The organism is Morganella sp. B601 (assembly GCF_051172335.1).
GTDB classification, from domain to species: domain Bacteria; phylum Pseudomonadota; class Gammaproteobacteria; order Enterobacterales; family Enterobacteriaceae; genus Morganella; species Morganella morganii.
This window is the reverse complement of record NZ_JBPIZE010000001.1, coordinates 81,328-95,686: the sequence shown is the minus strand read 5'-3', so window position 1 is coordinate 95,686 and position 14,359 is coordinate 81,328. Positions and strand designations below refer to the sequence as shown.

Genomic DNA, 14,359 nt, shown 5'->3' with positions numbered 1-14,359 from the left:
CAGGAAATACCCGTAAACCGACTGATTTTCCGCCGGTTTTCTGTCTGATTCACACCTCTGAGATTTAGTTATTGTGCCGCCGCTGATATACGCTATGCTTTTAGCGCTAATTATATGTTTACCCTGTATATTTTATGTAACCGGAATAAAACAAAATAACTGCACACAAGTAATTACTTAGGTTATTACCTGAAATATCCGGTTATTCATCCGCAAAAATGCAAAATTAGCGCTTAAAACCCTTGGTTATATCAAATTTAAACGATCAGCTATTCGCTATACTTTGAACAGAATGTGATTTTATAACCAGTCAGTAACCGAAAATGATTAGCGTTTTTATCAACTGAAAGGATTCGGTTACTGATAACAATTTTAAGTACCCGTTTCAGATTTCGTTTTTACATTTTAACTTTCGATTTACCTGAACAATGGAGAAGCACAGTGCAAACCTTTAATGCCGATATCGCAATTATCGGAGCAGGCGGTGCAGGGCTGCGGGCGGCGATTGCCGCTGCGGAAGCTAACCCGAACCTGAAAATTGCTCTGATCTCAAAAGTTTACCCGATGCGCAGTCACACCGTGGCCGCAGAAGGCGGCTCTGCGGCTGTGACACAATCCCATGATTCCTATGATTATCATTTCAGTGATACGGTGTCCGGGGGCGACTGGTTATGTGAGCAGGATGTGGTGGAGTATTTTGTCGAACACTGTCCGACAGAAATGACCCAGCTGGAACTGTGGGGCTGCCCGTGGAGCCGCAAAGAAGACGGTTCCGTCAACGTGCGCCGTTTCGGCGGTATGAAAATCGAGCGGACCTGGTTTGCCGCCGATAAAACCGGCTTTCATATGCTACACACCCTGTTCCAGACCTCTCTGAAATACCCGCAGATCCAGCGTTTTGATGAGCATTTTGTCCTCGATATCATTGTGGATGAAGGCCATGTGCGCGGTCTGGTGGCACTCAACATGATGGAAGGGACAAAAATTCAGATCCGCGCCAATTCCGTGATTATGGCCACCGGCGGCGCCGGTCGTGTCTACCGCTATAATACCAATGGAGGGATTGTTACCGGTGACGGGATGGGAATGGCTTTCCGTCACGGCGTGCCGCTGCGGGATATGGAATTCGTTCAGTATCACCCGACCGGTCTGCCGGGTTCCGGTATTCTGATGACAGAAGGCTGCCGGGGCGAAGGCGGTATTCTGGTCAACAAAGACGGCTACCGCTATCTGCAGGATTACGGCATGGGGCCGGAAACCCCGCTCGGCCATCCGGAAAACAAATACATGGAACTCGGCCCGCGCGATAAAGTCTCCCAGGCGTTCTGGCACGAGTGGCGCAAAGGCCGGACTATCAAAACCAGCCGCGGTGATGTGGTTTATCTGGATCTGCGTCATCTCGGCGAGAAAAAACTGCTGGAGCGCCTGCCGTTTATCTGCGAGCTTGCGAAAGCCTATGTCGGCGTGGACCCGGTCAAAGAGCCGATCCCTGTCCGTCCGACCGCGCACTACACCATGGGCGGTATCGAAACCGATCAGCGCTGTGAAACCCGCATCAAAGGGCTGTTTGCTGTCGGTGAGTGTTCCTCCGTCGGTCTGCACGGCGCTAACCGCCTCGGTTCCAACTCCCTGGCGGAACTGGTGGTTTTCGGTCGTCTGGCCGGGGAAGAAGCGGCTAAGCACGCACAGGAAACGCACGCTGCCAACAGTAATGCTATCGATGCCCGCACTGCTGACATTGAAAACAATCTGAAAGCGCTGATGAACCAGAAAGGCACCGAAAGCTGGGCAAAACTGCGTGATGAGATGGGTGAGGCAATGGAAGAAGGCTGCGGTATCTACCGCACACCGGAACTGATGCAGAAAACCATCGATAAACTGGCTGAGCTGAAAGAGCGCTTCAGACGCGTTGAAATCACTGACCGCTCCTCTGTCTTCAATACCGACCTGCTCTACACTATTGAGCTGGGCTTTGGTCTGGATGTCGCGGAATGTATGGCGCACTCCGCCTTTAACCGTAAAGAATCACGCGGCGCACACCAGCGTCTGGATGAAGGCTGTACTGAGCGCGACGATGTCAATTTCCTGAAACACACCCTCGCCTTCCACAATCCGGACGGTTCGCCGCATCTGGAATACAGTGATGTGAAGATAACCAAATCCGCCCCGGCAAAACGTGTCTACGGTGGTGAAGCGGCGGCGGCTGAACAGGCGGCAAAAGAGAAGGAAAACGTCAATGGCTGAGATGAAAATGCTGAAAATGTCAGTGATGCGCTATAACCCGGAAACGGATAATGAGCCGCACGCTGTCACGTATCAGGTGCCTTACGATGAGCAGACGTCACTGCTGGATGCGCTGGGCTATATCAAAGACAACCTGGCGCCGGATCTCTCCTACCGCTGGTCCTGCCGGATGGCTATCTGCGGCTCCTGCGGCATGATGGTCAATAAGGTGCCGAAGCTCGCCTGTAAAACCTTCCTGCGCGAATATCCGCAGGGCATGGACATTGAGGCACTCGGCAACTTCCCGATCGAGCGCGACCTGGTTGTGGATATGACGCACTTTATCGAGAGCCTGGAAGCTATCAAGCCTTATATCATCGGCAATGACCGCAAACCGTCCGAAGGCCCGAATAACCAGACCCCGGGACAGATGGCGAAATACCATCAGTTTTCCGGCTGCATTAACTGCGGTCTGTGCTACGCGGCCTGTCCGCAGTTTGGTCTGAATCCGGAATTCCTCGGTCCGGGTGTGCTGACACTGGCGCAGCGTTATAACACCGACAGCCGCGATCACGGCAAAAAAGAGCGGATGAAACAAATCAACGGCGATAACGGCGTATGGACCTGTACCTTCGTGGGTTACTGCTCGGAAGTCTGTCCGAAACATGTGGACCCGGCAGCCGCCATTCAGCAGGGTAAAGCCGCCAGTGCGGAAGATTACATTATTGCCCGTCTGAAACCACAATAAGGAAGAGAGAAATGACGACCAAACGTAAGCCTTATGTGCGTGAAATGACACCGACATGGTGGAATAAACTCGGTTTTTACCGTTTTTATATGCTGCGGGAAGGCACCGCAGTGGTCCAGCTCTGGTTCAGCCTGCTGGTTATGTACGGCGTTTACTGTCTTAAGGGCGGCCCGGCGGACTGGGCAGGTTATGTCCACTTCCTGCAGAATCCGGTGGTGGTACTGGTTAATATCCTGACTCTGGCCGGTACCCTGCTGCACACGGTGACCTGGTTCCAGCTGGCACCGAAAGCCGTCAATATTGTTATCAAAGACGAAAAAATGGGACCGGAGCCGATTGTCCGTCTGCTCTGGGTGGTGACCCTCATTGTTAACGCCGTCATTCTGGCCGTTGCGTTACTGTGATAAGGAAGGAAACTGATATGATTAATCCGAATCCGAAACGCTCACAGGAACCGGTTTTCTGGGGATTGTTTGGCGCAGGCGGCATGTGGAGTGCCATTGTTTCACCGGCCGTTATTGTGCTGCTGGCTTTTCTGGTCCCGTTTGCTGTGGCACCGGATATGCTCAGTTACAGCCGTATCCTGGCCTTCTGTCAGGGCTTTATCGGCAAGGTTTTCCTGCTGCTGATGATTATCCTGCCGCTGTGGTGTGCGCTTCACCGTATCCACCACTGCATGCATGACCTGAAAATTCATGTGCCTGCGGGACGCTGGGTCTTTTACGGCCTGGCAACCATCCTCAGTGTGATGGCCGTGATTGGTGTCATCACGCTGTAATCATTGTCTGTCATAAAAAGACCGGCGCTTAAACGCCGGTCTTTTTTTATCTGCCGTCAGGCCACTTCCGCACGGTTAAGCTGCCAGTAGCGGTGCTGCCAGTCACCACTGACCAGACTGCGGCGCGACGGGCGGATCTGTCCAGCTGACCAGATCCGCCAAAGACCAGTGCCCCCGGCACGCATGTTTATGTTCGCAGCCAAACGGGTTCCACTGCCAGAACAGGTGCCAGAGGCCGTTATGACAGATAAATCCGGCCGGATCATTCATCAGGCCGCACACCGGCGCAGTATGCCAGCCGGGATAATGAGTATCCCCTGTTCTGTTTTTTTCAGAAACCATAAAAGCACAGATACGGTACTGAATGCGAGTACCAACCCTCTAAGATAATTCAGAATCCGATGGGTAACAGCATTATCAGACCGGCAGAAAAGCCATGTCCCGAATAAAAAAACAATCTTGCGGAAGAATAACAGAACGGAGGGATACGGCAGAAAACAGCGGAATCAAACACCTGTCAGAACAGGTGTTTCAGCAGGATAACCGGACAGCATACCGCTACGCATTACCACGTAAAAAATACGACACATCCTCTTCGACACTTTCCATAGCCAGTAATGCATCCAGCGTATCGCGGGCTTCCTGTTCGTCGATAATGCTCATGGCAAAACCGACATGAACCAGCACCCATTTCCCCAGCATTTCTGATGGCTCACCTTCACAAACCAGCGCGATGTTCACATCCCGTCTGACACCACACACTTCCACCTGCGCATTGTCTGTTACAGAGTCACCCACGGCAACGATTTGCCCGGGAATACCTAAACACATAACCGGCTCCTGATTGACTGATAAGTCCTTACCGGACTACTGAATTTCAATTTGTCTGACCTGCATGGCATCACTACTGTCCACCTGCAGGTTATGGCTGCCGCAGTGCGGACACCCGGTGTTAAACCCGGCCACACTGACCGGTTTCTGACACTCCCGGCACCAGGCCTGTGCCGGGACGGTGGTGACATGCAGTTCAGCCCCTTCCGCCAGTGAATCACGGCAGACGATATCAAAGCAGAAATGCAGGGCATCTTCTTCGATACAGGATACCGCACTCAGTTCAAGCCAGACAGCGGTGACGCGCTGCGCCCCGCTCTGTTTTGCCTGCTGCTCGATAATATCAAGCGCATTCTGGCATAACGTCACCTCATGCATCCGTCTGTCCTCAGGACATCAGGTCGGCCGGCATTTCAAATGCGGCGCGGCGGCGGCGTTCTTTGACAATCTCATCCATCTTATTACGGTCAACCACCATTAATGCATGAGTCGGGCACACCTCCACACAGGCTGGTCCACCCGCACGGGTATGGCATAAATCACACTTGTGGGCTTCCGCGCGGTACTGCGGAATGGTGTTCAGCGCGGTGGTCTGTTGTGCAACAGGACGGCTGACCACTTCCATGGTGCCGTAAGGACAGGCAATCACACAGGTTTTGCAGCCGATACATTTGGTCTGATCGACATACACAAAATCATCTTTACGGCTGATAGCGCCGTTCGGGCAGACATTGGCACACGGTGCGTCTTCACACTGACGGCAGACAACCGCCGTACTGATAGTGTACCCTTTCATCACATGAATACGGGGAAAGAATTCATCTTTCACCACTGTTTCAATACCGGTTTCCTGCTCTTGATGCGAAACAACACAAGCGACTTCACATGTGTGACAGCCAATGCACTTTTTTGGGTCTGCAATGATGAAACGGTTCATCATACTCTCCTGAATGATACGCGGCGACTTCACATCCGGCACTCCGGTGCAGCCGTCCTCTGGTTAGAATAATCAGGAAATAAGCATGCATCGTGCCAGTCTGGCATTTTTTTTAATTTCAGTGAAATCAGCGTATTAATAAATAAAGCTGCCGCGCTGTGTGTCATAGTGAGAATATTCGTCACACAGTTCGACATTTTTGACGATAATTTCTATCATCAATATGTGTCATAATATATTAGGTTTTCATCCCGCCGAAAAATAGGGGATTGGATCAAACTTAAATCAGACAGCGATATTCTTTTCTTACAGAGTCATTACAATAATGGTTATTACCTCTCTGCACCTTATTTATACCTATAACTACGCAGAGGGGAATTAATTTTAAGAGCAATCCGTCCGGATCAGGAATGTGAAAGACGAAGACGAGCGGAGACGTTGTGGACAACACTGACAAGACCGAACACATACGCCATGAACGTGACCAGTACCGGATATTGGTAGATATCACCAACTCAGTGCTTTCCCATCTGGAGATGGACGGCCTGGTTGCTGAGGTCTCCCGCGAGATCCACCGGTTTTTCGGGCTGAGCCAGATAAGCATTGCATTGTGTGATAATTACAGTTCTGCTGTATATCTTTGTTATTCCAGCTATTACCAGGCCCGCAAACCCGCAGAAAAGACATTATATCATCTGGATGAACTGCATCCTGATCTGGCACAGGTTCTGGACAGTAACCAGCCGATGCGCCTGACACTCGACAGTGCCACAGAGGATCCGCTGTATCAGCATGTCTGTGCGCAGGGCATGACAGAAACCCTGCTGCTGCCGCTGGCATTTAACCATAAGCCGCTGGGCGTTCTGATATTATCTCATGAAAATAATCATATTTTTACTGACGATAACTGTAATCTGCTCAAGCAGATAGCCGCCCGGTTTGCCATTGCGGTGGATAATGCTGCGGCCTATGAAGAGATCACCCGTCTGAAAGACAGCCTCAAGCATGAAAACCTGTGGCTGAACGAACAGATTCACAACAACGAAAGTTTCAGTGAAATCATTTTCCAGAGTGATGCCATGCGCAACATTCTGGAGCAGGTGGATCTGGTTGCCGCCAGTGACAGCACCGTGCTTATCCTCGGCGAAACCGGCACCGGGAAGGAGCTGATCGCCCGCGCCATCCACCGTCTGAGTGACCGCCATCACCGCAGCATGATCAAAATGAACTGCGCGGCCATCCCGTCCGGGCTGCTGGAAAGCGACCTGTTCGGCCATGACAAAGGCGCCTTCACCGGCGCGACCACCACTCATATCGGCCGCTTTGAAATGGCGGATAAAAGCACCCTGTTCCTCGATGAAATCGGCGATATGCCGCTGGATCTCCAGCCCAAACTGCTGCGGGTGTTACAGGAGCGGGAAATTGAGCGCATTGGCGGTAATAAGGTGATTCCGGTGGATGTGCGGCTGATTGCCGCCACTAACCGCAACCTGAAATCCATGACCGATGAGCGCGAGTTCCGCGAAGATCTCTACTACCGGCTGAATGTGTTCCCTATCTGGATCCCGCCGCTGCGCGAACGTCCGGAGGATATTCCGCTGCTGGCGACCTACTTCACACAGAAGATTGCCCGCCGGATGAACCGCAATATCGACTGCATTCCGCGTGATGCCCTGGAGCAGCTGAGCCGCTATCCGTGGCCCGGCAACGTGCGTGAACTGGAAAATGTGATTGAACGGGCGGTGATCCTGACGCGCGGGAATACCCTTAACATTCAGTTACATGAACTGAATATCCCAAAGCATTCACGCCTGAAAACGGCGCTGGAAACCCCGAGCTCACTGGAAAAACGGATGCAGACAGCTGCACCGGAGAATGATGACGAAGAGCGCGACCGGATTATTGCTGCCCTGAAGGCCACCAACGGCGTTGTCGCCGGTGCCCGGGGGGCCGCAACCCGTCTGGGGCTGAAACGGACAACATTATTATCCCGTATGCAGCGGTTAGGTATTTCTGTACAGGATATATTCGAAGAAGATAATCACTGAGCTGATATTTAAACTACCGACACTGAAATAAGAATGTCTCGCAAATAAAAACATATCGCAAAAGAAACAGAATATCTGTCGTAATATGTTCATTTATTTCTCAGGCAATAATATGTGATCAAAATTCAGAAACTGAATACGACTGAGATCATAATTAAACAAAAAATGAAAATATAAAAAAACCGGCGGTCATTTCTGAGCGCCGGTTTTTTATCATATTAAGACTAACGGATTAACACCCTTCCGCTGCTTCGCGCAGACGGCGCTTAATACCGGTATATTCCTGAACAACATAATGCTCAGCCTGTTTCTGATCCGCAATCGGTTCGACGCGGACAGCACAGTATTTATATTCCGGTGTTTTGGTAATCGGGCTGAGGTTTTCCGCCACCAGCTCGTTACACGCACCGATCCACCACTGATAGGTCATGTAAACCGCCCCTTTGTTAGGACGCTCACTGACATTCGCGCGGGTGATAACTTTACCCTGACGGGATGCCACCCAGACCAGTTCCTGATCTTTAATCCCCAGTGCAGCAGCATCTGCGGTATTGATCTGGATATAGCCCGGCTCATCCGCCAGTGCCGCCAGTGCTTTACAGTTACCGGTCATGGAGCGGCAGGAGTAGTGCCCCACTTCACGGACGGTGGCCAGCACCATCGGGTAGTCATCACTGACCTGGTCGATCGGCGCACGCCATTCACAGGTATAGAACTGACCTTTGCCGTTCGGAGTATCAAAGATACCGCCGTCGTACAGGTATTCTGTACCCTGATCGCTGTCCGCCACATCGCGGCACGGCCACTGGATATAAGCCAGGTCCGCCATTTTTTCGTAGGTCGCACCATAGTAGATAGGGCAGAGTTCACGTAACTCATCCCAGATCTCTTTGGTGTTGTTGTAATGCATCGGATAACCCATGGCAGTGGACATCAGACTGATAATTTCCCAGTCCGGTTTCACATCGCCGACCGGCTCAACCGCTTTATAGAAGCGCTGGAACCCGCGATCCGCTGCGGTATACACACCTTCATGCTCCCCCCAGGAAGTGGCAGGGAAAATCACGTCAGCAATCGACGCGGTTTTGGTCATAAAGATATCCTGGACAATCAGCAGCTCCAGTTTATCGAAGGTGCGGCGGATAGTGGCCAGATCCGGTTCAGTCTGAAGCGGATCCTCACCCATCACGTAGTGCGCCTTCAGTACGCCTTCGTCGATAAAGTGCGGAACCTCACTCAGCGGAATACCGTTTTCGGCAGGCATTTTTTCGATGCCCCAGAATTTGGCAAATTTCTCCAGTGCGGCTTTGTCTTCCACATACTGATAGCCCGGCAGTGTGTTCGGCAGTGCGCCCATATCACAGGCACCCTGAACGTTGTTCTGACCACGGACCGGGCCGACACCGACATGCGGTTTACCCAGGTTGCCGGTCAGTAACGCCAGGCTGGTCAGTGCGCGGACGGTTTCCACACCCTGATAGAACTGCGTCACACCCATACCCCACAGAATGACCGCATTTTCAGCTTTCGCATACATACGGGCTGTTTTGCGGATATCCTCAGCTTTCAGACCGGTGATCGCTTCCACGGACTCCGGTGTGTACGGCTCAACCAGCTTGCGGTATTCCTCAAACTGCTCGGTATGGCCGTCAATGAAGGCTTTATCGTGCAGGTTTTCCGCAATAATCACATGCGCTAACGCATTAATCAGCGCAATGTTTGAACCGTTTTTCAGTGCTAAGTGAATGTCAGCAAGACGCGCTGATTCAATATAGCGCGGGTCACAGACAATAATTTGTGCACCCTTCTCTTTCGCCTTCACAATACGACGGGCGACGATAGGATGTGAATCCGCGGCATTGTAACCGAAGATAAAAATACATTTGGTATCCTCAATCTCAACGATTGAGTTACTCATTGCGCCGTTACCGACCGAACGCTGCAGACCTGCAACCGAAGGGCCGTGTCAGACACGTGCGCAGCAGTCAATATTGTTACTGCCGACTGCTGCACGAACAAATTTTTGCATCACGAAGTTGGCTTCGTTACCCGGACCACGGGATGAACCGGTAGTCATAATCGCTTTCGGGCCGTACTTCTCTTTGATAGCCAACAGGCGGGAACTGGCAAACTCAATCGCCTCTTCCCAGGAGACCGGTTCCAGTTTGCCACCACGCTGACGGCGGATCATGGGGGTCTTTAAGCGGGGGGTTAAAATCTTGGTGTCATGAATGAAGTCCCAGCCATAATACCCTTTCAGGCAGAGCTCTCCTTCATTGGTGTGACCATTCGCGCCCTCCGCGCCAATGATCTTCCCGTTCTCCACCTTCAGGTTAATTTTACAGCCTGAGGCGCAATACGGGCAGACGGTGATGACTTTTTCCATCAACATTGCTCCTATATCTTCTCTTAGCGGATAAATACCGCCTTATCACCACCAGTCATGCAGGGTTTATGCCAATTTTAAAGCTGAAATAAAATTCCTTTAACTTACTGAATATATTTTGTTTTAATTTTTTTGTTATGACCATGACAGGCGATGGCACCGACGGGATCGTCAAAAATGTCGAACGGTTCTGCCCGGTGTCAGACAGCGACACTGACGCAGGCGCGTCCCTTCAGAACAATTTTACAATTGCATGATGAATTATAACTGTGTTAAAGAAGTACAATATGATGGTGATCAATCATCCGCACCGCCGGTTTTTCCCGTATTTCATAACAGTTTACGAATAATTTCCCGCTGACTGTTGATATCGGTTCCCCGGTGCTGTTTTACAATGTTCATAACACAATGGCTGTAACAATGACTTAATTTTTCACGGCGCTTCCTGTCTGATACTGCGCGTGGCTCCGCGTATTATCAAAATAATAAAAGAGAGATAAAAACCTGATATGAAAATTAATGATATTTTAATCGCCCTGCTGGTCGCCGTGATCTGGGGGGTGAACTTCGTGGTAATCAAAGTGGGCGTCACCGGCATTCCGCCGCTGTTTCTCGGGGCACTGCGTTTTCTGTTTGTGGCACTGCCCGCCGTCTTCTTTATTCCGCGCCCGAAAATCGCCCTGAGCCGCCTGGTTATTTACGGCCTGACCATCTGCTTCGGCCAGTTTGCCTTTCTGTTCAGTGCGGTCAAAGCCGGGATGCCGGCCGGGATCGCCTCTGTGGTATTGCAGTCCCAGGTCTTTTTCACCATTGTTCTGGGTGGCCTGATTCTGAAAGAGTCGCTGAAAATCAGCCAGGTGATCGGCATTATTGTCGCTGTAGCCGGTTTAACCGTGCTGGCTAAAGGCGGGGACAGCGGCAGTCTGACCGACATTCCGCTGATGGCACTGATGATGACCCTGGCCGGGGGCTTCTCCTGGGCCTGCGGTAATATCTGCAACCGTATCATTATGAAAGAGACACCGGACTGTAACGGGATGTCACTGGTGGTCTGGAGTGCGCTGGTACCGATTATTCCGTTTATCCTGATGTCGCTGTGGATGGAAGGTGCGGACGCGATTGTCAGCAGTATTTCCCATATCAGCCTGCTGACCGTGGGCGCGATTATGTATCTCGCTTATCTCTCCACGTTTGTGGGATATACCTTATGGAGCCGTCTGCTGGGCCGCTACGAAACCTGGCGTGTCACGCCGTTTGCTCTGCTGGTGCCGTTTGCCGGGATTGCCAGCAGTGCGCTGCTGCTGGGGGAAACCATCACCATGATGCAGTTCGCCGGTCTCGGCTTTATTATGGCGGGCCTGATTCTGACCGTATTCGGCAAACGTCTGGTGACACTGCTGACACGCAGAAAAGCGGTCTGAAGGTAATAACGGTCAGCCAGCCCGGTGTTTACGGGCTGACTGACCGGTAAAATTAATGATGCTCTTTATGCAGACTGATCAATGTATTGTACTGCTCAGAAGTCTGCACCATGTTTGAAGAGCCGGTTTCACGCAACTGTAATACAATTTCCTCCGGAGTGTTCTTATTACCCGGCTTCAATATTTCAATCGCGCCGGCGACAACACCAGTACGGCCAATCCCTGCGCTGCAATGAATAAACGGCTGAGGACTGTAGTTGGGATCCTGTCCGACCTTCTGCTCAATTTTCTGATTGATATCTGAAACCAGTTTCTTCAGTGTTGGCGGCTCAATGGTTGTACGATCTTCCCAGTTTGTGACATGCATAACCGATAGCGGTGTTGTTTTACCGTTTGCGGTGATTTCTATCCGGTAATTGCGAAGTTCAAGACTCCCGGCCGTTGCAATATGCGCTTTCGGATTAATTTTGCATTTCACCGATACATCGCCATAGTGGCCATCCTGACGGAAATACGCCGGAAGAGACCGGCCGGCAATATCATTATCGGAAGAAAGTACAACCAATACCCCCGGCTTTTGATCTGCAAGCATACTGAGATGGTTCCGGAGTTCTTCCGGCTTAGGGTACTGACTGCGCACCGCCAGGTTCACCCCGTCAACCTTCATTTGGTTTGCAGGCAACCCTTTACCTTCCGGTGTAAATAACTGAGTTGTTGCACAAGTATCGATATCCCTGTAGCGCTGATGATTCATTCCGGTAATAAAATTATTCCGATCAAGCCGCTCTGCTGTTTTTGCCTTCAATTGCCCGAATACATCGCCTGCCCGCTCTGTTTTCATCTCCGCCGTGAACGGCATGAATTTAGGACCTGCTCTCCGTTGTGCCAGTGACTGATGCGCCCCCTCCCCCGGTAACGGCATTCGTGCCCGCTCCTGTAGTAACGGCGGAGCCATAAACACCGGTGCTTTCAGCAGCGCTCCGGTAGCAGGCTCTGACGTTTCATACATTGCATGGCGATTATGTAAACGGGGCGTAGTGTGATGCTGGCGTAACGAAACACTATCTGAAAGTGTGTGATCCGGCCGGGGTAACGGAGCCGGAGGTCGGCTTTGTGATGCCTGTAACTCCATCGTCCGCCCCTGATACTGTGTTTTGGGTGGCAACGGCGGAGGTGATTGTTCTCCCTGTCGGTTATTCACGGATAATTGCTGATAAATATGAAGCATCATAACTCCTTTTATGATTAATGAAGATCAGACAAATAATCTGCGGATTTCAGAATATATTCAAATAACTCAATAATATGACTATCTTCTGTACCATTCAGTGACAGACGACTCCAGATCACCCACTCATTTTTCTCATTCAGGGAAATCACCGGTTGCCCCGAAAGCTGTGTTAACGTATTCAGCTTCAGGACTTTCCGCAGCAATTCATTATTTTTCGTAATGTGTGGTAATTCCCCGGTATTTGCTGACAGATACCAGTCTGTCTCATCAATGACGGCCAGAGATAATGAATACCGGCTGTCAATTGTTAACATAAATGTATGCTGATCGGTGGCAGGCTGAGGGGCGTCAAGCCCGATATGGCGCAGCAGCATCATGGCTGTACGGTGAAAAGATAATAAATCCGGCATATTTTTTCCTGGCTGACAAAAATAATAACAGACCTATCATCCCACATCAGAAAAGTAATACTTTTATTTTTAATCCTTCATTCAGAATTATTATTCATGTAACGATTACATAAATAATCAATGTGTCTTTTTTTATAGATAAAATCATAAAAACAGACATAATTAATTAACCACATAAAAAGGATATTTTATGAGAATCAGTGACATTCCGGGAAATCAGGCCTCTGTTAATATACCTCTGCCAAAAATCGACGGAAGAACCATAAATCCGCTTCAGTTTGACCGGATGGCGGAAAGGATAAATTATATACAAAATACCACAATGGAATTCAGACTGAATAAAAAAGTGTTCGTGACAGACACCCGTGAATTCAGTAAAAATTTACTTTCCGACATCTGTAAATTCAGCATGCCACTGAAAAAACCGGATATTATTACCGACTCCGGTTTTATTTCATGTGCTGAAAAAAGTATTAATAACGGAATAAAAGAATGGCGGGCACAAGAAAAAACAACCTTTGTTTCAGCCTTTATTAACCGGACTATTGATCAGACATGCAGGGAAAACCATGTGAAAATCGGTAAAACTGAAAAAGAGAACCTGTTTAATGAGATCAAAGATACGTACTTCAGTAAAACTGAACTGAATGCCGGCTGTGCACAATCGTCAATTATTCAGGCACTGCTCAATGACAAATCACTGGCGGAAGATATCAATAAACTTGAGATAGAAACCGCCGTTCCTGACGAAACAGCGGATATAATGTCAGTAAAAATGCAGAATATAATAAAAAAATCACCGGATCACCCGGTGAATATTGAAGCACGGCAAAACCTGCAAAAAGAGCTGGCCGAATCAAACCGTCAGTATAAGGCCGCACTGACAGGTGAAAGAACCGCAATACGAGCAGATATTTATAATCATATTGCAGAAAATATATTTAATACTTTTTTGTGTGATAAGTTCTACGGCGGAAATTCAGGGGCCGTTGAATTTAATAAGCTCAGGGAGACTATCAGTAAAATGACCCTCAGCCGGGCAGTACCAATCCGTGAAACTGATCGTTTCTTTTTTCCGGAACACTCCCTTTCGGTAACAACCCGGCTGCCTGACGGAAATTAACCTGACCATTATCCGGTATCACAGGGTTATTCATTTTATGAATAACCCTTTTTTATCTGTGTATTTTCTTTGTGAACTTATCATCTCCCTGAAACCACAATCACGCTACATTCCGCTAACAGTGATTAACCTAACAATAATGAAATAAATCCATCTTATCCGCAGGTTACTGCTGGGAACTAAGTCAAATAAGTGTTATTCCTCTCCCGTACAATTGGATAAT

Annotated in this window: 14 protein-coding genes; 7 read left to right on the top strand and 7 right to left on the bottom strand. The window is 49.8% G+C overall.

Annotated elements, in window-relative coordinates; genetic code table 11:
• The first annotated feature begins 441 nt into the window (after positions 1–441).
• From frdA to frdD, 4 genes are read left to right on the top strand one after another with little or no spacing between them, the layout of a single operon-like run.
• The gene (gene frdA / locus ACSBQN_RS00465) at positions 442–2,244 is read left to right on the top strand and encodes a fumarate reductase (quinol) flavoprotein subunit (RefSeq protein WP_354633144.1); all 1,803 of its coding nucleotides are present in this window, start codon (positions 442–444) and stop codon (positions 2,242–2,244) included.
• Positions 2,237–2,971 carry a succinate dehydrogenase/fumarate reductase iron-sulfur subunit gene (locus tag ACSBQN_RS00460; protein ID WP_004236226.1) on the top strand — a complete coding sequence of 245 codons (735 nt, stop codon included), beginning with the start codon at positions 2,237–2,239 and terminating at the stop codon, positions 2,969–2,971. The genes frdA and ACSBQN_RS00460 overlap by 8 nt, the downstream gene beginning before the upstream one ends.
• Before the next feature lie 11 nt (positions 2,972–2,982).
• Positions 2,983–3,375 (top strand): fumarate reductase subunit FrdC, encoded by a 393-nt coding sequence (gene frdC, locus ACSBQN_RS00455; protein WP_004236225.1) that lies wholly within the window; start codon positions 2,983–2,985, stop codon positions 3,373–3,375.
• Positions 3,376–3,392: 17 nt separating this feature from the next.
• The gene (frdD, locus tag ACSBQN_RS00450; RefSeq protein ID WP_004240583.1) at positions 3,393–3,749 is read left to right on the top strand and encodes a fumarate reductase subunit FrdD; all 357 of its coding nucleotides are present in this window, start codon (positions 3,393–3,395) and stop codon (positions 3,747–3,749) included.
• A gap of 102 nt (positions 3,750–3,851) precedes the next feature.
• On the opposite strand, the gene ACSBQN_RS00445 is transcribed toward frdD, so the two are convergent.
• The 4 genes from ACSBQN_RS00445 to hydN all read right to left on the bottom strand — a co-directional run bounded on the left by ACSBQN_RS00445 (position 3,852) and on the right by hydN (position 5,517).
• Positions 3,852–4,091 (bottom strand): hypothetical protein, encoded by a 240-nt coding sequence (locus ACSBQN_RS00445; protein ID WP_024474466.1) that lies wholly within the window; start codon positions 4,089–4,091, stop codon positions 3,852–3,854.
• 216 nt (positions 4,092–4,307) lie between these two features.
• On the bottom strand, positions 4,308–4,580 hold the full coding sequence (gene hybG, locus ACSBQN_RS00440) for a hydrogenase maturation factor HybG (RefSeq protein ID WP_004236222.1): 273 nt from the start codon (positions 4,578–4,580) through the stop codon (positions 4,308–4,310).
• A 36-nt stretch (positions 4,581–4,616) separates the two neighbouring features.
• On the bottom strand, positions 4,617–4,958 hold the full coding sequence (hypA, locus tag ACSBQN_RS00435; RefSeq protein ID WP_004236221.1) for a hydrogenase maturation nickel metallochaperone HypA: 342 nt from the start codon (positions 4,956–4,958) through the stop codon (positions 4,617–4,619).
• Between the two features lie 10 nt (positions 4,959–4,968).
• Positions 4,969–5,517: an electron transport protein HydN gene (hydN, locus tag ACSBQN_RS00430; protein ID WP_036408327.1), complete on the bottom strand. Its 549-nt coding sequence runs from the start codon at positions 5,515–5,517 to the stop codon at positions 4,969–4,971.
• Between the two features lie 440 nt (positions 5,518–5,957).
• Between hydN and ACSBQN_RS00425 the strand changes: the two genes are divergently transcribed.
• Positions 5,958–7,565 carry a sigma 54-interacting transcriptional regulator gene (locus ACSBQN_RS00425; protein WP_004240587.1) on the top strand — a complete coding sequence of 536 codons (1,608 nt, stop codon included), beginning with the start codon at positions 5,958–5,960 and terminating at the stop codon, positions 7,563–7,565.
• A gap of 232 nt (positions 7,566–7,797) precedes the next feature.
• Here the strand turns inward: ACSBQN_RS00425 and fdhF are convergent, their stop codons facing one another.
• Positions 7,798–9,951, bottom strand: coding sequence for a formate dehydrogenase subunit alpha (fdhF, locus tag ACSBQN_RS00420; RefSeq protein ID WP_079549326.1), 2,154 nt, complete (start codon positions 9,949–9,951; stop codon positions 7,798–7,800).
• Positions 9,952–10,460: 509 nt separating this feature from the next.
• Here fdhF and ACSBQN_RS00415 point away from each other — a divergent pair.
• Positions 10,461–11,372 (top strand): EamA family transporter, encoded by a 912-nt coding sequence (locus ACSBQN_RS00415; protein WP_354633142.1) that lies wholly within the window; start codon positions 10,461–10,463, stop codon positions 11,370–11,372.
• A gap of 52 nt (positions 11,373–11,424) precedes the next feature.
• On the opposite strand, the gene ACSBQN_RS00410 is transcribed toward ACSBQN_RS00415, so the two are convergent.
• Positions 11,425–12,213 carry a protein-tyrosine phosphatase family protein gene (locus ACSBQN_RS00410; RefSeq protein ID WP_158001772.1) on the bottom strand — a complete coding sequence of 263 codons (789 nt, stop codon included), beginning with the start codon at positions 12,211–12,213 and terminating at the stop codon, positions 11,425–11,427.
• Positions 12,214–12,617: 404 nt separating this feature from the next.
• The gene (locus ACSBQN_RS00405) at positions 12,618–13,013 is read right to left on the bottom strand and encodes a type III secretion system chaperone (protein ID WP_354633141.1); all 396 of its coding nucleotides are present in this window, start codon (positions 13,011–13,013) and stop codon (positions 12,618–12,620) included.
• A 190-nt stretch (positions 13,014–13,203) separates the two neighbouring features.
• Here ACSBQN_RS00405 and ACSBQN_RS00400 point away from each other — a divergent pair, with 190 nt between their 5' ends.
• Positions 13,204–14,136: a hypothetical protein gene (locus ACSBQN_RS00400; RefSeq protein ID WP_354633140.1), complete on the top strand. Its 933-nt coding sequence runs from the start codon at positions 13,204–13,206 to the stop codon at positions 14,134–14,136.
• The last annotated feature ends 223 nt before the right edge of the window (positions 14,137–14,359 follow it).

Bases quoted from the DNA above. Each gene is read 5' to 3' on its own strand.
- ACSBQN_RS00460 (WP_004236226.1), top strand. From the start codon at position 2,237: ATGGCTGAGATGAAAATGCTGAAAATGTCAGTGATGCGCTATAACCCG.
- frdC (WP_004236225.1), top strand. From the start codon at position 2,983: ATGACGACCAAACGTAAGCCTTATGTGCGTGAAATGACACCGACATGG.
- frdD (WP_004240583.1), top strand. From the start codon at position 3,393: ATGATTAATCCGAATCCGAAACGCTCACAGGAACCGGTTTTCTGGGGA.
- ACSBQN_RS00445 (WP_024474466.1), bottom strand. From the start codon at position 4,091: ATGGTTTCTGAAAAAAACAGAACAGGGGATACTCATTATCCCGGCTGG.
- hybG (WP_004236222.1), bottom strand. From the start codon at position 4,580: ATGTGTTTAGGTATTCCCGGGCAAATCGTTGCCGTGGGTGACTCTGTA.
- hypA (WP_004236221.1), bottom strand. From the start codon at position 4,958: ATGCATGAGGTGACGTTATGCCAGAATGCGCTTGATATTATCGAGCAG.
- hydN (WP_036408327.1), bottom strand. From the start codon at position 5,517: ATGAACCGTTTCATCATTGCAGACCCAAAAAAGTGCATTGGCTGTCAC.
- ACSBQN_RS00415 (WP_354633142.1), top strand. From the start codon at position 10,461: ATGAAAATTAATGATATTTTAATCGCCCTGCTGGTCGCCGTGATCTGG.
- ACSBQN_RS00410 (WP_158001772.1), bottom strand. From the start codon at position 12,213: ATGAAAACAGAGCGGGCAGGCGATGTATTCGGGCAATTGAAGGCAAAA.
- ACSBQN_RS00405 (WP_354633141.1), bottom strand. From the start codon at position 13,013: ATGCCGGATTTATTATCTTTTCACCGTACAGCCATGATGCTGCTGCGC.
- ACSBQN_RS00400 (WP_354633140.1), top strand. From the start codon at position 13,204: ATGAGAATCAGTGACATTCCGGGAAATCAGGCCTCTGTTAATATACCT.